Annotated in this window: 22 protein-coding genes; 2 read left to right on the forward strand and 20 right to left on the reverse strand. The window is 55.2% G+C overall.

Translation table 11 applies throughout. From position 1 onward, the window contains the following. Positions 1–6: 6 nt before the first annotated feature. The 18 genes from pal to sdhC form a co-directional block, all read right to left on the reverse strand. On the reverse strand, positions 7–531 hold the full coding sequence (gene pal / locus PFH44_RS08695; RefSeq protein WP_004859700.1) for a peptidoglycan-associated lipoprotein Pal: 525 nt from the start codon (positions 529–531) through the stop codon (positions 7–9). A 34-nt stretch (positions 532–565) separates the two neighbouring features. Further along, positions 566–1,858: a Tol-Pal system beta propeller repeat protein TolB gene (tolB, locus tag PFH44_RS08700; RefSeq protein WP_041144645.1), complete on the reverse strand. Its 1,293-nt coding sequence runs from the start codon at positions 1,856–1,858 to the stop codon at positions 566–568. Positions 1,859–1,990: 132 nt separating this feature from the next. After that, entirely contained in the window at positions 1,991–3,328 is a 1,338-nt protein-coding gene (gene tolA, locus PFH44_RS08705; protein WP_283824817.1) for a cell envelope integrity protein TolA, read from the reverse strand. A 102-nt stretch (positions 3,329–3,430) separates the two neighbouring features. Then, on the reverse strand, positions 3,431–3,859 hold the full coding sequence (gene tolR / locus PFH44_RS08710; RefSeq protein WP_045854505.1) for a colicin uptake protein TolR: 429 nt from the start codon (positions 3,857–3,859) through the stop codon (positions 3,431–3,433). Positions 3,860–3,862: 3 nt separating this feature from the next. After that, the gene (gene tolQ / locus PFH44_RS08715; RefSeq protein ID WP_115193300.1) at positions 3,863–4,555 is read right to left on the reverse strand and encodes a Tol-Pal system protein TolQ; all 693 of its coding nucleotides are present in this window, start codon (positions 4,553–4,555) and stop codon (positions 3,863–3,865) included. Further along, the gene (ybgC, locus tag PFH44_RS08720; protein WP_041144642.1) at positions 4,552–4,956 is read right to left on the reverse strand and encodes a tol-pal system-associated acyl-CoA thioesterase; all 405 of its coding nucleotides are present in this window, start codon (positions 4,954–4,956) and stop codon (positions 4,552–4,554) included. Before ybgC ends, tolQ begins: the two co-directional genes overlap by 4 nt. A gap of 285 nt (positions 4,957–5,241) precedes the next feature. Then, complete coding sequence (ybgE, locus tag PFH44_RS08725; protein WP_041144641.1) at positions 5,242–5,526, reverse strand: cyd operon protein YbgE; 285 nt, start codon at positions 5,524–5,526, stop codon at positions 5,242–5,244. A 130-nt stretch (positions 5,527–5,656) separates the two neighbouring features. Continuing rightward, on the reverse strand, positions 5,657–5,770 hold the full coding sequence (gene cydX / locus PFH44_RS08730) for a cytochrome bd-I oxidase subunit CydX (RefSeq protein WP_004100325.1): 114 nt from the start codon (positions 5,768–5,770) through the stop codon (positions 5,657–5,659). 17 nt (positions 5,771–5,787) lie between these two features. Further along, the gene (gene cydB, locus PFH44_RS08735; RefSeq protein WP_045854504.1) at positions 5,788–6,927 is read right to left on the reverse strand and encodes a cytochrome d ubiquinol oxidase subunit II; all 1,140 of its coding nucleotides are present in this window, start codon (positions 6,925–6,927) and stop codon (positions 5,788–5,790) included. Positions 6,928–6,942: 15 nt separating this feature from the next. Then, positions 6,943–8,511 carry a cytochrome ubiquinol oxidase subunit I gene (cydA, locus tag PFH44_RS08740; protein ID WP_283824818.1) on the reverse strand — a complete coding sequence of 523 codons (1,569 nt, stop codon included), beginning with the start codon at positions 8,509–8,511 and terminating at the stop codon, positions 6,943–6,945. A 1,272-nt stretch (positions 8,512–9,783) separates the two neighbouring features. Next, positions 9,784–10,653: a succinate--CoA ligase subunit alpha gene (sucD, locus tag PFH44_RS08745; protein WP_041144638.1), complete on the reverse strand. Its 870-nt coding sequence runs from the start codon at positions 10,651–10,653 to the stop codon at positions 9,784–9,786. After that, positions 10,653–11,819, reverse strand: coding sequence for an ADP-forming succinate--CoA ligase subunit beta (gene sucC, locus PFH44_RS08750; protein WP_041144637.1), 1,167 nt, complete (start codon positions 11,817–11,819; stop codon positions 10,653–10,655). The genes sucD and sucC overlap by 1 nt, the downstream gene beginning before the upstream one ends. Positions 11,820–11,940: 121 nt before the next feature. Continuing rightward, positions 11,941–13,167, reverse strand: coding sequence for a 2-oxoglutarate dehydrogenase complex dihydrolipoyllysine-residue succinyltransferase (gene odhB, locus PFH44_RS08755; RefSeq protein ID WP_045854501.1), 1,227 nt, complete (start codon positions 13,165–13,167; stop codon positions 11,941–11,943). A 14-nt stretch (positions 13,168–13,181) separates the two neighbouring features. Then, the gene (gene sucA, locus PFH44_RS08760; protein ID WP_283824819.1) at positions 13,182–15,989 is read right to left on the reverse strand and encodes a 2-oxoglutarate dehydrogenase E1 component; all 2,808 of its coding nucleotides are present in this window, start codon (positions 15,987–15,989) and stop codon (positions 13,182–13,184) included. Between the two features lie 507 nt (positions 15,990–16,496). Next, entirely contained in the window at positions 16,497–17,213 is a 717-nt protein-coding gene (sdhB, locus tag PFH44_RS08765; protein ID WP_133596864.1) for a succinate dehydrogenase iron-sulfur subunit SdhB, read from the reverse strand. A gap of 15 nt (positions 17,214–17,228) precedes the next feature. Continuing rightward, positions 17,229–18,995 carry a succinate dehydrogenase flavoprotein subunit gene (sdhA, locus tag PFH44_RS08770; protein WP_283824820.1) on the reverse strand — a complete coding sequence of 589 codons (1,767 nt, stop codon included), beginning with the start codon at positions 18,993–18,995 and terminating at the stop codon, positions 17,229–17,231. Next, a complete protein-coding gene (gene sdhD, locus PFH44_RS08775; RefSeq protein WP_041144632.1) occupies positions 18,995–19,342 on the reverse strand; it encodes a succinate dehydrogenase membrane anchor subunit in 348 nt (115 codons plus the stop codon). The genes sdhA and sdhD overlap by 1 nt, the downstream gene beginning before the upstream one ends. Continuing rightward, entirely contained in the window at positions 19,336–19,740 is a 405-nt protein-coding gene (gene sdhC / locus PFH44_RS08780) for a succinate dehydrogenase cytochrome b556 subunit (RefSeq protein ID WP_045854497.1), read from the reverse strand. The genes sdhD and sdhC overlap by 7 nt, the downstream gene beginning before the upstream one ends. Positions 19,741–20,064: 324 nt before the next feature. Between sdhC and PFH44_RS28075 the strand changes: the two genes are divergently transcribed. Further along, a complete protein-coding gene (locus PFH44_RS28075; protein WP_421672170.1) occupies positions 20,065–20,196 on the forward strand; it encodes a hypothetical protein in 132 nt (43 codons plus the stop codon). Between the two features lie 179 nt (positions 20,197–20,375). After that, complete coding sequence (gene gltA, locus PFH44_RS08785; RefSeq protein WP_041144630.1) at positions 20,376–21,659, forward strand: citrate synthase; 1,284 nt, start codon at positions 20,376–20,378, stop codon at positions 21,657–21,659. A gap of 121 nt (positions 21,660–21,780) precedes the next feature. Here gltA and nei read toward each other — a convergent pair whose 3' ends face one another. Both nei and pcp read right to left on the reverse strand, forming a co-directional pair. After that, positions 21,781–22,572 (reverse strand): endonuclease VIII, encoded by a 792-nt coding sequence (gene nei / locus PFH44_RS08790; RefSeq protein ID WP_283824821.1) that lies wholly within the window; start codon positions 22,570–22,572, stop codon positions 21,781–21,783. A gap of 15 nt (positions 22,573–22,587) precedes the next feature. Continuing rightward, on the reverse strand, positions 22,588–23,232 hold the full coding sequence (gene pcp, locus PFH44_RS08795; protein WP_283824822.1) for a pyroglutamyl-peptidase I: 645 nt from the start codon (positions 23,230–23,232) through the stop codon (positions 22,588–22,590). Positions 23,233–23,274: the final 42 nt, after the last annotated feature.

The raw sequence follows: 23,274 nt of genomic DNA on the forward strand, positions 1-23,274 counted from the left end.
ATTCTCTTAGTAAACCAGTACGGCGCGACGGTTTTTAGCGTAAGCCGCTTCGTCGTGACCCAGTACTGCAGGTTTTTCTTTACCGTAAGAAACGATGGAGATCTGGTCAGCAGAAACACCTTTGCCCTGCAGATACATCTTAACGGCGTTAGCACGACGCTCACCCAGAGCGATGTTGTATTCCGGAGTACCGCGCTCATCCGCGTGACCTTCAACGGTCACTTTATAGGACGGGTTGCTACGCAGGAAGTTAGCGTGCGCATCCAGCATTGCAGCGAAGTCAGAACGGATATCGTACTTGTCCAGATCGAAGTAAACGATGTTGTTCTGCTGCAGCTGCTGCATCTGCAGACGAGCCTGCTCTTCAGAAGACATGTTGCCGCCGTTAGCGTTAGCATCCATACCAGTGCCGGCACCCAGCATGCCTTCACCGCTCTGGTCGTTGCTGGCGTTCTTGTTGGAAGAACACGCCGCGATTGCCATAACCGGCAGAGCGATCATCAGCCCTTTCAGCACTTTGTTCAGTTGCATTTCTTTGATTCCTTTAATAATCAATTATTTATTATCACAGATACGGAGACCAGGCAGGGAATTTTACCTGTCCATCAGTCGCCGGAAGACGCGCTTTGAAACGCCCATCTGTAGAAACCAGATTCAGCACGGATCCCATCCCCTGAGAAGAGCTGTAGATTACCATAGTGCCGTTAGGTGCCAGACTTGGCGTTTCATCCAGGAACGTTGACGACAGAACCTGTACGCCACCCGCTACCAGATCTTGTTTGGCAATGTGCTGCTGGCCGCTGGCCGAGCTCACCATTACCATAAATTTACCGTCACTGCTGACGTCCGCATCCTGGTTTTGCGAACCTTCCCAGGAAATACGCTGCGGAGTACCGCCGCCAACGCTGACTTTGTACACCTGCGGACGACCGGCCTGGTCAGAAGTAAAGGCCAGGTTCTGACTGTCCGGGAACCAGGTTGGTTCGGTGTTGTTGCTGCGACCGTTGGTCACCTGGCGAATCTGACCAGAGCCCAGATCCATCACGTACAGGTTCAGGCTACCGGTTTTCGACAGCGCGAAGGCCAGCTTGCTGCCGTCCGGCGAGAACGCCGGCGCGCCGTTGTGCTGAGGGAACGAGGCAATCTGACGCACCGCGCCGTTAGCCAGGGTCTGAACGACCAGCGCAGAACGACCGCTTTCGAAGGTGACGTAAGCCAGCTTAGAGCCGTCCGGAGACCATGCCGGAGACATCAGCGGCTGCGGCGAACGGTGGACAACAAACTGGTTGTAGCCATCGTAGTCGGAAACGCGCAGCTCATACGGGAACTGGCCGCCGTTGGTCTGTACAACGTAAGCGATACGGGTACGGAACGCGCCCTTAATAGAGGTCAGCTTCTCAAATACCGCATCGCTGGCGGTGTGACCCGCATAGCGAAGGTACTGTTTAGTCACCTTATAAGAGTTTTGTGCCAGAATCGTGCCCGGCGCACCGCCGGTATCGACCAGCTGGTAGGCTACGTTGTAAGAACCGTCCGGGTTTGGCGTGACCTGACCGACGACCACGGCGTCAATACCCAGCGCGGACCATGCGGCAGGTTGAACTTCCTGCGCGGTTCCCGGTTGTTGAGGCAGACGCGAGCGATCCAGCGGGTTGAATTTACCGCTGTTGCGCAGGTCAGCCGCCACCACACCGCCAATATCCTCAGGTGCAGCACCCGGTCCGGCCCACTGGAACGGTACAACGCCGATTGGGCGTGCCGAGTCCACCCCTTGGGTGATCTCGATACGTACTTCTGCGTGCAGCACAGCCGCCCACAGCATTAAAAAACCAAATGCTACTCGTAATGCCTGCTTCATCATATCTCCCTTATCCGGGCGGAAAGCCCACGATAATTTAGCAGAATGTTAACAAACTCAAATACACAAAACTACCAAAACCCGGTGACAACCATAGATTGTTTTGCCCCGATTGCGAGGGGAAAAACATCACTACGGTTTGAAGTCCAGTGGTGCATTTTTGAACGTCTCATACACAGCCTGAGAAGGCGGTTTCGGGAACTTGCTCATCCGGCTGGTTGCCGCCAGCATCTGCTGGCAGAAAGCAGGATCGCCTCCCTCTGACTTCACGTTCAATAACGTCCCGTCCTGAGCTATGTTCACGCGTAACGTACATGTTTTACCTTTGTACGTGTCCCAGTCATAGAGATGCCCTTTAATCGCCGCCTGAACCTGCGAAATATAGCTGGCAATTTCAGCCTGAGATGCGCCCCCCTGCCCCGGTTTACTTCCTTTAGCAGGAGATGAGCCTCCATTGCTACCGCTAGTGTTACCTTTCGGCGCATTCTTACCCGAGCTCAGGTCACCGAGCAGGTCGTCAACGCCGTCAGCCTCTTTAGCTGCCGCCGCCTTCTTCGCGGCAGCGGCTTTACCGGCTGCGGCTTTCGCTGCGGCGGCCTTAGCCGCTTTTTCTGCGGCAGCTTTTTCGGCGGCCTCGGCTTTGGCTGCTGCTGCCTTCTCTGCAGCCGCTGCGGCTTTATCAGCCGCGGCCTTTTCAGCGGCGGCTTTGGCTGCAGCCGCTTTCTCTGCGGCTTTCTCTGCCGCAGCCTTCTCGGCGGCGGCCTGTTTAGCCGCGTCCTGCTGGGCTTTCTTCTCAGCCTGCTGCTGCGCTTTTTTAGCCGCATCGGCCTCAGCTTTCTTCTGCGCGTCTGCCGCCGCTTTCGCCTCGGCCTTCTTCTGCGCGTCAGCTGCGGCTTTCGCCGCCTCAGCTTCCGCCTGCTTTTTCGCATCGGCTGCGGCCTTAGCTGCAGCAGCTTCCGCTACTTTAGCCTGGGCATCAGCCTTCGCTTTTGCATCGGCAGCGGCTTTCGCCGCCGCTTCCTGCGCTTCTTTAGCCTGAGCGTCAGCTTGCGCTTTCGCCGCTGCTGCCGCTTTCTCTGCGGCCTCTTCAGCCTGCTTCTGCTGTTCTTTCGCTTCTTTAGCCGCTTCCTGAGCCTGTAGACGATCCTGCTCCAGCTGCTTCAGGCGCTCCTGCTCTGCGGCTTGTTTTTCACGCAGCTCTTCGGCCTGCTGCTGAGCCTGCTTTTCGCGTTGCTCAGCGGCGCGGCGCGAACTGGCCTGCTGCTGCTGCTGACGGTTGTAGTTATTAACGACCGCCCCAGGATCGACCATCACCGCATCAATGGAAGAGCCTCCTCCTCCACCGGCCGAAGTATCCAGATGCTCATCGAACGAACTCCAGATCAGCAGCGCGATCAGAATGATGTGCAGCACGACTGAAACTATGATGGCTCGTTTAAGCTTGTCGTTTTGTTCGGTTGCCTTTGACACTATCGGTTCCCAAAAACTGTTCGCCTGTTCCCGCTTTTCTCGCAGGCGACGAGCCTGTTTATCTCGTCGCCTGCGTCCGGCGGGCGCACATATCTGAAGCGATTAAATAGGCTTGGTCATTAAGCCAACCGATTTAACCCCTGCGCTATGCAACAGGTTAAGCGCTTTAATAATTTCATCGTAAGGTACGTCCTTCGCGCCGCCGATCAGGAACACCGCTTTCTCATTGGCCTCGAGTCGGCGCTTCGCTTCGGCAATAACCTGCTCCGGCGGCAGCTGCGACAGCGTTTCCTGGCCAACTTTCACGCTGTACTGCCCGACGCCGGAAACTTCAACGATCACCGGCGGTTCGTCGTTGCTTTTAACCGCCTGCGATTCGGTAGCATCCGGCAGGTCGACCTCTACGCTCTGCGTAATGATCGGCGCTGTTGCCATAAAGATCAGCAGCAGCACCAACAAGACATCCAGCAGCGGAACGATGTTGATCTCGGACTTCAGTTCGCGACGTCCGCGTCCACGTGCTCTGGCCATGGCTTACCCCTTATTGCTTTCGCTGCTGGTAAACGCCTGACGGTGCAGAATCGCGGTGAACTCTTCCATAAAGTTGTCGTAGTTCAGTTCAAGTTTGTTCACCCGCTGGTTCAAACGGTTGTAGGCCATTACCGCCGGGATTGCTGCAAACAGGCCGATTGCCGTAGCGATAAGCGCTTCGGCGATACCCGGCGCAACCATCTGCAGAGTCGCCTGCTTCACCGCCCCGAGGGCGATGAAGGCATGCATAATCCCCCAGACGGTACCAAACAGGCCGATATACGGGCTGATGGAGCCGACGGTCCCGAGGAACGGGATATGCGTTTCCAGGGTTTCCAGCTCGCGGTTCATGGAGATACGCATGGCGCGCGACGCCCCTTCAACTACCGCCTCTGGCGCATGGTTGTTTGCGCGATGCAGGCGGGCAAACTCTTTGAAACCACTATAGAAAATCTGTTCCGAACCGGCCAGGTTATCGCGACGCCCCTGGCTTTCCTGATACAGGCGAGAAAGCTCAATACCCGACCAGAACTTGTCTTCAAAGGCCTCAGCCTCGCGGGTTGCGGTATTGAGGATACGCGTTCTCTGAATAATGATAGCCCAGGAAGCGATAGAAAAACCAATCAAAATCAACATGATAAGTTTAACCAGAAGGCTGGCCTTCAGGAACAAATCAAGGATATTCATGTCAGTCACTGCTTAAACTCCGCGACAATAGACTTGGGAAGCGCACGAGGCTTCATTAAGAGTGGATCAACGCACACAATGAGAACCTCAGCTTCGTTTAACACTGTATTCTCGGCGTTGACGATTCGCTGCGTGAAGACCAAAGAGGTGCCTCGCATCGAAGATATTTCCGTCTGGATTTCGAGCATGTCGTCGAGTCTGGCGGGCGCAAAATATTCAAGCGTCATTTTGCGAACCACAAAGGCAACTCGCTCAGCCAACAAAACCTGCTGACTGAAGTGATGGTGACGCAGCATCTCTGTACGTGCTCTTTCATAAAAAGCGACGTAGCTGGCGTGGTAAACCACACCACCGGCATCGGTATCTTCGTAATAGACCCGAACCGGCCATCGAAACATATACTTATTCATTCCTGCTGCCTCTTTGTTGGCTTCGTCCACTCACGCCAGTCACTTACTCTTGTAAGCTCCCGGTGATTTGCGTACCTGCCGCCGCGATGCATTGAGAATGCCGTTGTATATCGCGTTGTGTTCACTTTACATCCCGGTAATGCAAAAAAAGATTAGTGCTTTCAAACTTCGCTACTATACGCGCGGGAATCGTGGTTTGGAATGGGAGAAAGTAAACGGCGAGTAAATTTTTATGGGCTTATGCAAGCCCATGAGGTTACCAGAGTTCTCTTATACTTTTATCGTTCAAAAGAAGAAAAAGAAAAGCCCGGTGATGAGGACAATATCAGCGATAAGTGGACAGAAAATCCCCTGCCAGAAAACGGCGCGCGGACGAAAGCCCACGCCGTGGATAACGCCGGCGCAAACGGCCCACATCAGCAGGAAACCATGCCAGATTTCAAGCTCGCTGGTTTTCGCCGCAAAGCGCGACGGATCCCAGAAAATGCAGCCTGCCAGCAGCAGCGCCATCACCAGAGAAAGCGCCCTGAGCGGGCGCTTATCCATTATCGCATAGATATATTTTATCATTCGTGTTGCCTCCTTGTTGGCTGCGCCCGCTTACCCCAGTCGCTTACCTCCGTAAGCTCCCGGGGATTCCCTGGCTTGCCGCCTCGATGCAACCCGACTGATTTCGTATATCGCGTTGCGATAACTATCATCAGTGTTCTTCTTTACCTGCTTTGGTGGCTTCCACGTGCTCAAGCGCCAGCGCGGTGATAACCCCAAAAGCACAGGCAAGAAGCGTTCCCAAAATCCATGCGAAATACCACATATATATAGCTCCTTACCTTAGTACAGCGAGTGGGTGTTCTTTTCGATGTCTTCTCTGGTGATGCGGCCAAACATTTTCCAGTAACACCAGCTGGTGTAGCCCAGAATAATCGGCACGAAGACAATCGCCACATAGGTCATCAGGTTCAGCGTCATCTGGCTGGAGGTCGCATCCCACATGGTCAGGCTAACGTTCATCATCGTGCTGGACGGCATGATGAACGGGAACATAGCGATACCCGCAGTCAGGATGATACACGCCAGCGTGATGGAGGAAGAGACAAACGCCAGGGCGCCCTTCTCCAGACGTGAGGTCAGAATAGTCAACAGCGGCAGCACGACGCCCAGCGCAGGGATTGCCCACAGCGACGGCATGTTGTTGAAGTTAACCATCCACGCACCGGCCTGACGCGCCACTTCTTTGGTCAGCGGGTTAGACGGCGCTGCGCGATCGATAACCGAGGTCACCACGTAACCATCGATACCGTAGACCACCCAAACGCCTGCCAGCAGGAAGCAGACCAGCGTGACCAGGGCCGCAACCTGTGAGGTGACGCGAGCGCGCAGGTGCAGTTCACCGACGGTACGCATCTGCAGGTAGGTCGCACCCTGGGTCAGGATCATCGCCACGCTCACTACGCCGGCCAGCAGGCCAAACGGATTCAGCAGCTGGAAGAAGTTACCCGTGTAGTACAGGCGCATGTATTCATCCATGTGGAACGGCACGCCCTGCAGCAGGTTACCGAACGCCACGCCGATCACCAGCGGCGGCACGAAGCTACCGATGAAGATGCCCCAGTCCCACATGTTACGCCAGCGGGTGTCCTCAATCTTCGAGCGGTAGTCGAAACCAACCGGACGGAAGAACAGAGACGCCAGCACCAGAATCATTGCCACATAGAAGCCGGAAAACGCCGCGGCATAGACCGTCGGCCAGGCAGCAAACAGCGCGCCGCCCGCGGTAATCAGCCATACCTGGTTTCCGTCCCAGTGTGGAGCAATGGAGTTGATCATGATTCGACGCTCGGTGTCGTTACGACCGAGGAAGCGGGTGAGCATGCCCACCCCCATGTCGAAGCCATCGGTGACGGCAAAACCAATCAGCAGAATGCCGATCAGCAGCCACCAGATTAAACGCAATACTTCATAATCGATCATTTGACGACTCCTGTCTTAGCGTGCCGGCTGAGTAGTCGCGGAAGACTGCTCAAAATGGTAGCGACCGGTTTTCAGGCTGCTTGGGCCACGGCGTGCGAATTTGAACATCAGGTACAGCTCCGCCACCAGGAACAGGGTGTACAGACCGCAAATCAGCAACATCGAGAAGATCAGGTCAGCGGCGGTCAGCGAGGAGTTCGCCACCGCGGTCGGCAAGACCTCACCTATCGCCCACGGCTGACGGCCATATTCAGCAACGAACCAGCCGGATTCGATGGCAATCCACGGCAGAGGAATCGCGTAAAGCGCGATGCGCAGCAGCCATTTTTTCTCGCCGACCTGATTGCGGATAACCGTCCAGAAGGAGGCCGCAATGATACCCAGCATCAGGATGCCGCAGGCAACCATGATACGGAAGGCAAAGTACAGCGGAGCCACGCGAGGGATCGAGTCCTTCGTTGCCAGCGCAATCTGATCTTCCGTCGCGTCGGAGACGTTCGGCGTATAGCGTTTCAGCAGCAGCCCGTAGCCAAGGTCTTTCTTGACGCTGTTGAATTGGTCACGAACGGCCTGATCTTTCGAACCGGCACGCAGCTCTTCAAGCAGGGTGTAGGCTTTCATGCCGTTGCGGATACGCGCTTCGTGCTGAACGAGCAGCTCTTTCAGACCGGTAACCTGCTTATCCACGGAGCGGGTGGCAATAATCCCCAACGCATACGGAATTTGAATCGCGAAGCGGTTTTTTTGCGCATCCTGATCGGGAATACCAAACAGGGTGAAGGCGGCCGGTGCCGGCTGCGTTTCCCATTCGGCTTCGATAGCCGCGAGTTTGGTCTTCTGCACGTCGCCCATTTCGTAACCGGACTCATCACCGAGAACGATAACGGAGAGAATGGCGGCCATACCGAAGCTTGCCGCGATGGCAAAGGAGCGTTTAGCGAAGGCGAAGTCGCGACCGCGCAGCATATAGTAGGAGCTGATGCCCAGAACGAACATCGCGCCGCAGACGTAACCAGAGGCGACGGTGTGGACAAACTTAACCTGAGCAACCGGGTTCAGCACCAGCTCGGAGAAGCTGACCATCTCCATACGCATGGTTTCGAAGTTGAAGTCCGAGGCGATCGGGTTTTGCATCCAGCCGTTAGCAACGAGGATCCACAGTGCGGAAAGGTTGGACCCCAGAGCCACCAGCCAGGTCACCGCCATGTGCTGTACTTTGCCCAGACGATCCCAGCCGAAGAAGAACAGACCGACAAAGGTAGATTCGAGGAAGAAGGCCATCAGCCCTTCAATGGCCAGCGGCGCACCGAAGATATCGCCCACGTAGTGCGAGTAATAAGACCAGTTTGTCCCGAACTGGAACTCCATGGTCAAACCGGTTGCAACACCCAGCGCAAAGTTGATACCAAACAACTTGCCCCAGAATTTGGTCATATCTTTATAAATCTGTTTGCCGGAAAGGACGTAAACCGTTTCCATGATGGCCAGCAGGAACGCCATACCGAGCGTCAGTGGCACAAAAAGGAAGTGGTACATCGCGGTCAAGGCAAACTGTAAGCGCGACAGTTCGACTATATCTAACATCATGACTCCTTGCTCATCGCATGAAGACTCCGAGAGTGAACCCCGTTAGAAAGGGTCACACACATGCCCCAATACAAATTTATTTGCGCCTTTTCGCCGTACCCTTTCTTCCTCAGAGGAAACGGTAATGGAGAAAAGTTACAAACATGTTAAAAAAACACCCAAATTGATCCCGTGGTTATATTACGCCGCAAATCCCTTACAATAAATAGGTTTTTATTGAGATAAATTTGCGCTTTTCGACAGCGATCAATTTATAGCGAAAATACCGGTTTTCGGCCAATTTGATCGGCGACAATTTAACTCCATTTCTCATTTTTTTCCAACAGTTAAACATTGATTTAAATCAATTTTCATTTTGAATGTTAATTATGTTTACTGTGTGCAACGCTAGTAAACGATAGGTTAAAGATATGTTTTGCGAAGGTGTCATCAGTTACTGAAAATGATAGTCGATTTATTTAAAGCCGGATCGTCTTTTAAGCTGAAGGAACAATGCCGGGACGAGAGACTATCGGCAAATAATGTCGCATAGCTCACGGATTTTTTTTATCAAGTTATTACCCGATTATTTTCAACTTATTTTATTTATCATTGTCTTTACCAGCACTTAACACCACCGGGGAACTATCCCACAATCAAGGAAGCAGGGATGCCGCTCCGCTACCGCCGCGAAGTTCTGCCCATGCCTCGCGCCACAACGCTGACGGCGTAAAGAATAATGGCCAATGCTGGTCAGCCCTCCCCTCTTCCGCCCTACAAAAAATAAATATATAACAAAGGGTTCCGCCATCACCTCAGGCATTTAAAAGAACATATGCAGAAAACCGCCCTCGCCCAGGCACTGTTTTATACCCGCTGAGAATTAATTTAAAAACGATTTAATAACGTCATTAAATAGTTACTTTACATCGACGACAAAAATAAAAGTCCGCGTATATATATAAACTCAGGCTTATTTAAGCCGCTATTCATAGTCCATATCCTGTAAACAAAATGAAAGTAACCCCTTGATTAACATTGACTTAAATGAGGTTATTAAACCTTCAGGTGGTCCGGCATTGATAGTCGATGCTCCGGAGGAGAGCGCGTAAAAAAACGGCCCGAGTCACGAGCGTTATTGAGCACCGTAGTCGGCGCAACGGAAAAGATCGGAAATATCAGCGGGAGCGGCATAAAAAAGGCCACCGGAAGGTGGCCAACCATGTCGAAACTGGACCGGCCCCGAGCTATTCTCTCAGCGATCGAATAGCAGGGGCCGTTTTATTACATTTACTTAATGATAGATTTCAGCGCTTCGCCGATGTCTGCCAGGCTACGGACGGTTTTCACGCCGGCCGCTTCCAGGGCAGCAAACTTCTCGTCAGCCGTGCCTTTACCGCCGGCGATGATGGCGCCAGCGTGGCCCATACGCTTGCCTTTTGGCGCGGTCACACCGGCGATGTAACCAACTACCGGCTTGGTCACGTGCTCTTTGATGTAGGCTGCCGCTTCTTCTTCAGCGCTGCCGCCGATCTCACCGATCATCACGATCGCTTCGGTCTGCGGGTCTTCCTGGAACAGCTTCAGGATATCGATGAAGTTAGAGCCCGGGATCGGGTCACCGCCGATACCGACGCAGGTAGACTGGCCGAAGCCGTAGTCAGTAGTCTGCTTAACCGCTTCATAGGTCAGCGTACCGGAACGGGAAACGATACCCACTTTACCCGGCTGGTGAATGTGGCCCGGCATGATGCCGATTTTGCATGCGCCTGGGGTGATAACGCCCGGGCAGTTAGGGCCGATCATGCGCACGCCGGCTTCATCAAGCTTCACCTTCACGGTCAGCATATCCAGCGTCGGGATACCTTCGGTGATGGTGATGATGAGCTTAATGCCCGCATCGATAGCTTCCAGAATGGAGTCTTTGCAGAACGGCGCCGGTACGTAGATAACGGTCGCGGTTGCGCCGGTTGCGTCTACGGCTTCGCGCACGGTGTTGAACACCGGCAGGCCCAGATGCGTGGTGCCGCCTTTGCCCGGCGTCACGCCGCCGACCATTTGCGTACCGTAAGCGATCGCTTGTTCAGAGTGGAAAGTCCCCTGGCTACCGGTGAAGCCCTGGCAGATAACCTTGGTGTTTTTATCAATTAAAATGGACATTATTTCCCCTCCACTGCAGCAACAACCTGCTGCGCTGCGTCCGTCAGACTTTTCGCTGCAATAATATTCAGGCCGCTGTCAGCCAGTTTCTTCGCGCCCAGTTCGGCGTTGTTACCTTCCAGACGAACGACCACCGGAACGTTAACGCCCACTTCCTCTACCGCGCCGATAATGCCGTCAGCGATCAGGTCGCAACGCACGATACCGCCGAAGATGTTAACCAGTACGGCTTTAACATTGCTGTCGGAAAGGATGATTTTGAACGCTTCGGTAACGCGCTCTTTGGTTGCGCCGCCGCCAACGTCAAGGAAGTTAGCCGGTTCGCCGCCGTGCAGCTTAACGATGTCCATGGTACCCATCGCCAGGCCTGCGCCGTTAACCATACAGCCGATGTTGCCGTCCAGCGCAACGTAGTTCAGCTCCCACTGTGCAGCCTGGGCTTCACGCGGATCTTCCTGAGACTGGTCGCGCATTTCGCGCAGATCCGGCTGACGGAACAGGGCATTGCCATCGGCACCCAGCTTGCCGTCGAGGCAGATCAGGTCGCCCTGTTTGGTGATAACCAGCGGGTTGATTTCGATCAGCGCCAGATCGCGCTCCAGGAAAATGTTCGCCAGGCCCATGAAGATTTTGGTGAACTGCTGAACCTGCTTACCTTCCAGACCCAGTTTGAACGCCAGCTCACGGCCCTGGTAAGGCATCGGGCCCGCCAGCGGGTCGATAGCAATTTTGTGGATCAGGTGCGGCGTCTCTTCCGCCACTTTTTCGATTTCCACGCCGCCTTCGGTGGAAGCCATGAACACAACGCGACGGGAGCTACGGTCAACCACGGCGCCAAGATAGAGCTCTTTGGCGATATCGGTCGCCGCTTCAACCAGGATTTGGTTAACCGGCTGGCCGTGCGCATCCGTCTGGTAGGTCACCAGGCGTTTGCCCAGCCAATGTTCAGCAAATGCGCGAATGTCTTCTTTGCTGTTAACTACTTTCACACCGCCCGCTTTACCACGGCCGCCAGCGTGAACCTGACATTTCACTACCCACGGGCCCGCACCGATTTTTGAAGCGGCTTCTTCTGCTTCGCGCGGAGTAGTACAGGCATAACCCACCGGCGCCGGTAAGCCATAGCGGGCAAACAGTTGTTTTGCCTGATATTCATGTAAGTTCATGTGTTCAGTCCATCCTTCAGGTAATCGTTATCATTGAGTCTGTAAGGCGATAAATCGCCGTTTACAGCGCTGATGATGTTTTTATTGGCCCGGCACGCTGAACGCTGCCGGGCCATGATCGCTACACGTCCAGCAGCAGACGAGTCGGGTCTTCCAGCAGCTCTTTAATTGCTACCAGGAAGCCTACCGATTCACGTCCATCGATCAGACGGTGGTCGTAGGAGAGCGCGAGGTACATCATCGGCAGAATTTCTACCTTGCCATTGACCGCCATCGGACGATCTTTAATAGCATGCATACCCAGAATTGCGCTCTGCGGTGGGTTGATGATTGGCGTAGACATCAGAGAACCGAAGACGCCGCCGTTGGTAATGGTGAAGTTACCGCCGATCAGATCCTCTACGGTCAGCTTGCCGTCGCGGCCTTTCAGTGCCAGCTCTTTAATATTCTTTTCGATATCCGCCATACCCAGCAGATCCACATCGCGCAGAACCGGCGTGACCAGGCCACGCGGCGTCGATACGGCCATGCTGACGTCGAAGTAGTTGTGATAAACCACGTCGTCGCCATCGATGGAGGCGTTCACTTCCGGATAGCGCTTCAGCGCTTCCACGACCGCTTTCACGTAGAAGGACATAAAGCCCAGGCGGATGCCGTGACGTTTTTCGAACGCATCGCCGTACTGCTTACGCAGGTCCATAATCGGCTTCATGTTGACTTCGTTGAAGGTCGTCAGCATGGCGGTAGAGTTTTTCGCTTCCAGCAGACGCTCGGCCACGCGTTTGCGCAGGCGGGTCATCGGAACGCGTTTTTCAGAGCGGTGGCCCAGCTGAGCAACCGGAGCAGCCGCCGCAGCCGCAGCCGGCGCCTTGGTTTCCGCTTTAGCCGGCGCTGCCGCCAGATGTTTTTCAACATCTTCACGGGTCAGACGGCCGCCAACGCCGGAGCCTTTGATCGCGCTCGCATCAAGGTTATGTTCAGCCAACAGGCGACGGATCGCCGGGCTGAGCGCATCGTTACTCTGCTCTTCCAGAGAAGCCTGCTGACGCTGAGCCGGGGTGGACTCTTTCGCATCGGCCTTCGCACCGGACTCTTTGCCCGCGCTGTTGCCTTCACGCAGGCGGCCCAGAATTTGACGAGAAAGCACGGTTGCGCCTTCGTCTTCCAGCACTGCTTCCAGAATGCCGTCCGCCGATGCCGGTACTTCCAGTACCACTTTGTCAGTTTCGATTTCCACCAGCACTTCATCACGCTGGACGCTATCGCCCGGTTTTTTATGCCAGGTCGCAACGGTCGCGTCAGCTACGGACTCAGGCAGATCGGGAACCAGAATATCTACGCTACTCATTATGTATCCTTTAATTAATCGACGTTCAGCGCGTCATTGACCAGATCTTGTTGCTGTTTCTGGTGAACGGACATATATCCTACCGCCGGAGAGGCGGAGGCCGGGCGGCCTGCATAACGCAGAGAGGCCCCAAACGGAATCACTTCACGGAAGTGATGCTGGCTGCAGTACCACGCGCCCTGGTTGAGCGGTTCTTCCTGACACCAGACAAAATCATGCACCTGCGCATAAGGCTTCAGCGCTTCCTGTACCGCCTGATGCGGGAACGGATAGAGCTGCTCTACGCGCACGATAGCGACATCTTTTTGGTCGTTCTTACGACGCTGCTCCAGCAGGTCGTAATAAACTTTACCAGAGCACAGCACCACGCGCTTCACGGCTTTCGGGTCGAGATCGTCCACTTCGCCGATCGCCGGCAGGAAGATGCCGTTCGCCAGCTCATCGAGGCTCGACACCGCCAGCGGGTGGCGCAGCAGCGACTTCGGTGACATCACCACCAGCGGACGGCGCATACCGCGCAGCGCCTGACGACGCAGCATGTGGTAAACCTGTGCCGGGGTAGACGGGACGCAAACCTGCATGTTCTGCTCGGCGCAGAGCTGCAGATAGCGCTCCAGACGCGCGGAGGAGTGCTCCGGGCCCTGACCTTCGTAGCCGTGCGGCAGCAGCATCACCAGGCCACACATCCGGCCCCACTTCTGCTCGCCGGAGCTGATGAACTGGTCAATAACAACCTGAGCGCCGTTGGCGAAGTCGCCGAACTGTGCTTCCCAGATGGTCAGAGTGCGCGGCTCAGCGGTGGCATAGCCATATTCAAACGCCAGTACCGCTTCTTCAGAGAGCACGGAGTCCCAGACTTTGAAATGCTCCTGGCCGTTGTGCACGTGCTGCAGCGGAATATAGGTTGAGCCGTTCACCTGGTTATGAATAACCGAGTGGCGGTGGAAGAAGGTGCCGCGACCGGAGTCCTCACCGGACAGACGAATCGGAATGCCTTCATCGACCAGCGTCGCGTAGGCCAGGTTTTCCGCCCCGCCCCAGTCAAACAGCTTCTCGCCGGCCGCCATCGCCTGACGATCGCCGTAAATTTTGGCGACGCGAGACTGCATTTCAATGCTTTCAGGCACGGTGCTGATGCGCTTAGCCAGTTCCTGCAGGCGCTTCATCTCTACCTTGCTCGGGTAGCTCTCATCCCACTCGTGGTTGAGGTACGGCGACCAGGTAAAGGAGTGCAGGTTCATCGGGCGCCACTCTTCTACCACGCATTCGCCGGCATCCAGCGCGTCACGGTAGAGGTTGACCTGCTCGGTTGCATCTTCCAGCGTCGAAACTTTGTCCTGCTCGAGTTTGTCAGCATAGATTTTGCGCGGAGTCGGATGCTTTTTGATTTTCTGATACATCAGCGGCTGGGTTGCGCTCGGCTCGTCGGCTTCGTTATGGCCGTGACGGCGGTAGCACACCAGGTCGATCAGAACATCGCGTTTGAAGGTATTGCGGAAATCCAGCGCCAGGCGGGTAACGAAAGCCACGGCTTCCGGGTCATCCGCGTTAACGTGGAAGATAGGCGCCTGAACCATCTTACCGATATCGGTGCAGTACGGCGTAGAGCGCGCGTCCAGCGGGTTCGAGGTCGTGAAGCCCACCTGGTTGTTGATAACAATACGTACGGTACCGCCCACTTCGTAACCGCGGGCTTTCGACATGTTCAGGGTTTCCTGAACCACGCCCTGACCGGTGATCGCGGCGTCGCCGTGAATGGTAATCGGCAGCACTTTATTGCTGCTTGGCTCGTCCAGACGATCCAGACGGGCGCGCACGGAACCGATAACCACCGGGCTGACGATTTCGAGGTGCGACGGGTTAAACGCCAGCGCCAGGTGCACCAGACCGCCTTCGGTTTCCATATCGGAAGAGAAGCCCATGTGGTACTTCACGTCGCCGGTGCCGAGGTGTTCTTTATGCTTGCCGGCGAACTCGTCAAACAGATCCTGCGGCTTTTTACCGAGGACGTTGACCAGCACGTTCAGACGACCGCGGTGCGCCATGCCCAGCACCACTTCGCGGGTGCCGCTTTTGCCAGCGTGGCGGATCATCTCTTTGAGCATCGGGATCAGCGCATCGCCGCCTTCCAGCGAGAAGCGTTTCGCGCCCGGGAATTTCGCGCCGAGGTAGCGTTCCAGACCTTCAGCGGCGGTCAGTTCGCTTAGGAAGCGTTTTTTCTCTTCAGCGGTAAAGCTGGCTTTCCCTGCTACCGATTCAATACGCTGCTGGATCCAGCGTTTCTCTTCGGTAGAGGTGATATGCATGTATTCCGCGCCGATAGCGCCGCAGTAGGTCTGTTTGAGCGCCGACAGCAGCTCGCCCAGCTTCATCGTATCTTTCCCGATGGCAAAGGAACCTACGTTATAACTTTCCTGGAAATCTGCCTCGGTCAAATCGTGGTATGCCGGGTCTAAATCCGCCACTCTATCCTGTTTCCACAGTCCCAGCGGATCGAGATTCGCATGCTGGTGACCGCGGAAGCGATAGGCGTTGATGAGCTGCAGGACTTTAACCTGCTTCACATTGGTGTCAGGGTCGGAAATCGAAGAAGTGTAACGTGAGGCATCCTTCGCCAATCGACGGAAATAATCACGCGTTTTGGAATGAAATTGATCCGGTTTGACTCCGGTGCCAGGTAACTGCTGGAACATAGAACGCCAGTTGGCGTCAACAGAGTCAGGATCGGTTAAGAAGTCTTCATAGAGCTGTTCTATCCAGCTCTGGTTCGAACCAGAGAGGTAAGAAGAGTCCAGCCAGGCTTTCATTGCGCCGTTCTGCATCGTGATCCCTTAAGCATTTATATGCTTATTTCGCCGTAGAAACTACCACGCACATGGATTGTACGTGCCGGGGTTCACTCATTACGGACGAGTTGTGGCTTCTGCGTCCGCTAAGGAACCTTTAAAAACTGCCATTAATCTTCGGCGTTCAGGCTGCGGTTGCGTTAGCTGCCTTCACTTACCCCGGTCACATCGTTCACTATGCTCCCGGGGATGCGTTCAGTTGCCGCCTTACCTCGCTCTGAACGCCTTGATTACTGGTACATATTTGGCGGTTTTTAAAGATTTCCTGCCATCCCCTTCATACTTCAAGTTACATGTGCGTTGGCTTTCCTCACTCACCCCAGTCACTTACTTGAGTAAGCTCCTGGGGATTCGCGGCGTCGCCGCCTTCCTGTAACTCGAATTATTTAGGGTATTCATTTCCCGGCGGCACAAACGCTGCCGGGGCTACTGCTTCGGGTAGCCCGGATAAGCGATAGCGCCATCCGGGACAGACCGGGTTACTTACGCACTGCGCTGCAGCAGCATCGACTTGATATGGCCGATGGCGCGCGTCGGGTTCAATCCCTTAGGACAAACACTGACGCAGTTCATAATGCTATGACAGCGGAATACGCTGAAAGCATCGCTTAACCCTTCCAGGCGGCTGTCGGTTTCGGTATCGCGGCTGTCGATCAGGAAGCGATACGCCGCCAGTAAGCCTGCCGGGCCGACAAATTTGTCCGGGTTCCACCAGAACGACGGGCAGGACGTTGAACAACATGCGCACAGAATACACTCGTACAGTCCGTCGAGTTTCTCACGCTGTGCCGGCGACTGCAGATGCTCACGAGCCGGAGGATTTTGCCCATTATTCAACAAGTAAGGCTTAATCTTCTCATATTGTGCATAGAATTGCCCCATGTCTACCACCAAATCGCGGATAACCGGTAAACCTGGCAGCGGACGGATAACAATTTTCTTGCCCGGCTGATTCAGCGCGGAGATCGGCGTGATGCACGCCAGACCGTTTTTACCATTCATGTTCAGACCGTCGGAGCCACAGACCCCTTCACGGCAGGAACGACGAAATGAGAGCGACGGGTCTTTTTCCTTCAGCTGCATCAGCGCATCCAGCAGCATCATGTCGCGACCTTCTTCCGCTTCCAGGGTGTAATCCTGCATATGCGGAGCATCGTCAACGTCCGGGTTATAACGATAAATTGAAAACTCGAGTTTCATTTTCCTGTCTCCGCATTAATAAGTACGAATCTTCGGCGGGAATGCCGGGCGCAGTTTCGGTTGCATGTTGACGCTACGACGCGTCATCGCTTCCGACTCTGGCAGGTACAGGGAATGGCACAGCCAGTTTTCATCGTCACGTTCCGGGAAGTCGAAGCGGCTATGCGCGCCACGGCTTTCGGTACGGAAGTTTGCCGACACCGCGGTGGCGTAAGCAGTTTCCATCAGGTTATCCAGCTCCAGACACTCGACGCGCTGGGTGTTGAACTCGCTGGAGGTATCGTCCAGACGCGCATTTTTCAGACGCTCGCGGATCGCCTTCAGCTGCTCAAGCCCTTTCGCCATCGCATCACCTTCGCGGAACACCGAGAAGTTGTGCTGCATACATTCCTGCAGCGCTTTGCGGATCTCGGCCGGGTCTTCACCGTCACGGTTGCCGTTCCAGCGGTTGAGACGCGCCAGGGAAGCGTCGATCTCTTCTTCCGTAGCATCGAGAAGCTCGCCCTGTTCGGCGATAGATTCCTGCAGATGTACGCCGACCGCGCGGCCGAACACCACCAGGTCAAGCAGCGAGTTGCCGCCCAGGCGGTTAGCGCCGTGGACCGATACGCAGGCGATTTCACCGACGGCGAACAGCCCAGGAATCACCACATCTTCGCCCTGCTCGTTAACGGTCAGCGCCTGGCCGCTTACGCGGGTCGGAATGCCGCCCATCATGTAGTGGCAGGTTGGGATAACCGGAATCGGCTCTTTAACCGGGTCAACGTGCGCAAAGGTGCGGGACAGCTCAAGGATACCCGGCAGGCGGGATTCGAGAACTTCTTTACCCAGATGGTCAAGCTTGAGCTTGGCGTGCGGGCCCCACGGACCGTCGCAGCCGCGACCTTCGCGGATTTCGATCATGATGGAACGCGCCACCACGTCACGACCCGCCAGGTCTTTCGCATTCGGAGCATAGCGCTCCATAAAGCGCTCGCCGTGTTTATTCAGCAGATAGCCGCCTTCGCCGCGGCAGCCTTCGGTGACCAGAACCCCTGCCCCGGCGATACCGGTTGGGTGGAACTGCCACATTTCCATATCCTGCACCGGCACGCCGGCGCGGATCGCCATCCCAACGCCGTCACCGGTATTGATGTGGGCGTTGGTGGTGGATTGATAAATACGACCTGCACCACCGGTAGCCAGCACGGTTGCGCGGGCCTTGAAGTACACCACTTCGCCGGTTTCGATACACAGCGCGGTACAGCCAACGATGGCACCGTCGGCATTTTTCACCAGATCCAGCGCGTACCATTCGGAGAAGATAGTGGTGTGGTTTTTCAGGTTTTGCTGATACAGCGTATGCAGCAGGGCGTGGCCGGTACGGTCAGCTGCCGCCGCGGTACGTGCCGCCTGCTCGCCGCCGAAGTTTTTCGACTGGCCGCCAAACGGACGTTGATAAATAGTGCCATCTTCGAGGCGCGAGAACGGCAGGCCCATATGATCCAGTTCGAGAATCGCTTCCGGACCGGTTTTGCACATATATTCGATGGCGTCCTGGTCACCAATGTAGTCCGACCCTTTAACGGTGTCGTACATGTGCCATTCCCAGTTATCTTCATGGGTATTACCGAGCGCAACGGTGATGCCACCCTGCGCGGAAACGGTATGGGAACGAGTCGGGAACACTTTGGAGAGCAGCGCACAGGACTGGCCGCTCTGGGAAATCTGCAGCGCCGCGCGCATACCTGCGCCACCGGCACCAATCACAACAGCATCAAATTCTCTGACAGGCAATTTCATTACACACCCCACACCACAACAAATCCATAAAGAACGTAAGCCACCAGCGCAACGACGATAAGCAGTTGCAGAACCAGGCGCACAGCCAGTGGTTTAACGTAGTCCGTCAGCACCTGCCACATACCGATCCAGGCGTGGATCAGGATGGAGACGAGGGCCAACAGGGTGAAGACTTTAGTGAACGCGGAGGAGAAAAAACCCGTCCAGACTTCCCATGAGATTTCACCCGTGGTGGCAAAAAAGCCGACCATATAGATGATGTAGAGGGTCAGAACGATGGCGGTAGCACGAACCAGAATGAAGTCATGTACGCCGTTGCGTCCCAGTGCTGAGGCGTTGCTTACCATACGAGGACTCCTGCGAGAAGTGAAAGCACGACAGTAATAACAAAAGAAATCTTGGCGGAGCGTGTCCCTACTTCGAGGGTTTCTTCCAGGTAGCCAAAGTCCATCATCAGGTGGCGGATACCGACCACGGCGTGATAAGCCAGTGCGGTCAGAATGCCCCACATAATGAATTTCACGAAGAAGCTATCCATAATGGATGCCGCAGTGAGGAAACCTTCGGGAGAGGAAAGACTGGTGCCCAGCAGCCAAAGCAGAATCCCGACCGCCACGAAGGTGATCACACCGGATACGCGATGGAGAATGGACGCTATCGCCGTGATTGGGAACCGGATCGTTTGCAGATCCAGATTGACAGGTCTTTGTTTTTTCACATTTCTTACCATGAATAACGCCCACATGCTGTTCTTATTGTTTCCTTCCTCCGGTCTGCTTGCGGGTCAGACAGCGTCCTTTCTATAACCTGTAGTCATGAATAAACTCCTTTTCAGGAGCGAAAACGTGACCAAACAACGCTGGGTGGCTCGGGATTGCAGGGTGTTCCGGAGACCTGGCGGCAGTATAGGCCGTTCACAAAATCATTACAATTAACCTACATATAGTTTGTCGGGTTTTGTCCCGAACAGTGATCGCGGTCACGATAACAACATTATTTTAAAATTTAATCACCTGATTTGACAAATATTAAACATTCTTGTTACAACCATTACCAGATAAATGCAATAATGCTCAAAAGTTATGGGGTCACTCTTTCACCTGAGAATAAGTTATGCAACAGTGTGACGGTATTGACCAATGTAATCAGGACGGTTATTAGTGGTATAACGATTTTCAAATTCGGGCTGCTAAAACGCTGATTTGCTGTTATTTCGTCGTAAACTGAAAACGTTCCATCAAGCGCCTTTGCTCTGTACCCTGCCAATTCCGCTGTCGCAGAGCTGTGTGCAACATAACAAACTGGTAACGTAATCAGGCGCGAGCCGAAGGCAAATCCCCCCGGCAGTCTTAAGCAATAAAGGCGCTAAGGAGACCATAAATGTCTGATGCAAAAGCAAAAATCACCCTAGGCGGTGATACTGCTATCGAACTGGATGTGCTAAAAGGCACGCTAGGCCAGGATGTTATTGATATTCGTAGTCTTGGTTCAAAAGGCGTATTTACCTTTGACCCTGGTTTCACTTCAACCGCATCGTGTGAATCTAAAATCACCTTTATCGACGGTGATGAAGGTATTCTGCTCCACCGTGGTTTCCCGATCGATCAGTTAGCGACCGAGTCCAACTACCTTGAAGTCTGCTACATCCTGCTGAACGGCGAAAAGCCGAATCAGGCCCAGTACGAAGAGTTCAAAACCACCGTTACCCGCCACACCATGATCCACGAGCAGATTACCCGTCTGTTCCACGCGTTTCGTCGCGACTCGCACCCGATGGCGGTAATGTGCGGTATTACCGGCGCGCTGGCTGCGTTCTATCACGACTCCCTGGACGTTAATAATCCGCGCCACCGTGATATCGCGGCGTTCCGCCTGCTGTCCAAAATGCCGACAATGGCAGCGATGTGTTACAAATATTCAATCGGCCAGCCTTTTGTTTATCCGCGCAACGACCTCTCCTACGCGGGTAACTTCCTGAATATGATGTTCTCCACGCCGTGTGAAACCTACGAGGTTAATCCGGTACTGGAACGCGCCATGGACCGTATTCTGATCCTGCACGCTGACCACGAGCAGAACGCTTCAACCTCAACCGTCCGTACCGCAGGCTCCTCAGGCGCGAACCCGTTTGCCTGTATCGCTGCGGGCATCGCCTCCCTGTGGGGACCGGCGCACGGCGGCGCGAACGAAGCGGCGCTGAAGATGCTGGAAGAGATCAGCTCCGTTGAGCACATTCCGGAATTCGTTCGTCGCGCGAAAGATAAAAATGACTCTTTCCGCCTGATGGGCTTTGGCCACCGCGTGTACAAAAACTACGACCCGCGCGCCACCGTCATGCGTGAAACCTGCCATGAAGTGCTGAAAGAGCTGGGCACCAAAGACGATCTGCTGGAAGTGGCGATGGAGCTTGAGCACATTGCGCTCAACGACCCGTACTTCATCGAGAAGAAACTCTATCCGAACGTCGATTTCTACTCCGGTATCATCCTGAAAGCGATGGGTATTCCGTCCTCCATGTTTACCGTTATCTTCGCGATGGCGCGTACCGTAGGCTGGATTGCCCACTGGAACGAAATGCACAGCGACGGCATGAAAATTGCCCGTCCGCGTCAGCTGTACACCGGCTACGACAAGCGTGATTTCAAGTGCGACATCAAGCACTAAGCCAGGTTTCGGCAACAAAAAACGCGCCTTAAGGGCGCGTTTTTTTATGGCTGCGATATCGCCGGTAAGCTCGCTCACCCCGGCCGTTTGCCCGCATGGTTAGCGTTACAAGCTGCGCGCTTTAATGCTGGCAGCCAGGGCACCAGTAAAACGGCCTGGAGGAGAGCATGGTTCTCTCGATAAGCGTGCCGCAGCGTTCGCAGGGCTCGCCGTCGCGGTGGAAAACCTTAAAGCGAAACAGCACCCCGTGGTGCCGATTTTCATCCACCTGGCCGCGGGTAGTGTAGGACAGACGCGGGATCGCCAGCAGCGCCTGCGCCAGGGCATCGAGCTGGCTGTCCGTCAGCGCCGAGGCCTTGTGCCGCCCGGTCAATCCCACCTGCCAGAGGATTTCAACGCGCAGATAGTTGCCCAGCCCGGCGAGGAATGCCTGGTCCAGCAGCAGGCCGGAAAACTGACGCTGACGGAATTTTGCCGACAGCAGGCGGGCCTTGACCTCTTCCACCGTCAGGCGCATATCTAGCACGTCGGGGCCGACGCGGAGTAAGAAAGGGTGTACCGCCAGCTGCGCCGGGGTCAATATTTCAATATCCGAAGCGCTGTAGAGCAGCACCGCCTTCTCCGCCGTCTGCAGCCTGACGCGCAGAATGCGGTTGGTCGACGGCTGCTCTCCTGCCGCGACCACGCGCCACACGCCGTACAGCTGATTGTGGCTGTACAGCGTCAGCCCGCCGGAGAAATGCGTCAACAGCGCTTTACCGCGCGTCTCAATGTGCGTCACCTGCTGGCCCACCAGCTCAGACTGCCAGGGCTGCAGCTGCGGGAAGGCAAACCAGACCTCGGTCAGAGGTTTGCCTTTAATCGCCAATTCCAGGCTATCCGCCGCGCGGCGGATTTCCGGACCTTCCGGCATAATATCGTCCTTCTGTTAGTGCGTCGCGCCGCCGGTAACGCTGAGATCGTCGTCGTGAGTCAAGGATACGGCAATCGCCGTTTCCAGCGCAGCTCGTATCGTTTCCAGCGCCATACTCGCCTCGCCGGGATGGGCCGCAGCCTGCTCCGGCAGATACGGAATATGAATAAAGCCGCCTTTTACGCCAGCCTGACCCTGCAGCTTGTGCAGCAGACCGTACATCACGTGATTACACACGAAGGTCCCCGCCGTTTGTGATACCGATGCGGGAATGCCCTGCTGGCGCAGCGCGGCGACGATCGCTTTGATCGGCACGCTGCTGAACCAGGCGGCCGGGCCATCGGCCACGATCGGCCGATCGATCGGCTGCTGGCCCTTGTTATCCGGGATCCGCGCATCGTCGACGTTGATCGCCACGCGTTCAACGGTAATATCAGCCCGCCCTCCCGCCTGGCCAATAGCAAGGGTTAACGCGGGCCTGAATTCATCCAGCGCGGCGTGAAGCACCGTCAGCGCCTCGTTAAAAACGCAGGGCAGCTGCCGCGCCACGACGCGCTCTCCGGCAATGATAGCGCCATCGAGTCGCTTTACCACTTCCCACGAAGGGTTAACCGCTTCGCCGTCAAACGGTTCGAAACCGGTGATCAATACGCCAGCCATGCTCCCTTCTCCTCTCCCGGCATCGTTATAGTATGTTGTAAC

Source organism: Klebsiella sp. Ech2A, from assembly GCF_030078455.1.
GTDB lineage: Bacteria > Pseudomonadota > Gammaproteobacteria > Enterobacterales > Enterobacteriaceae > Klebsiella > Klebsiella terrigena.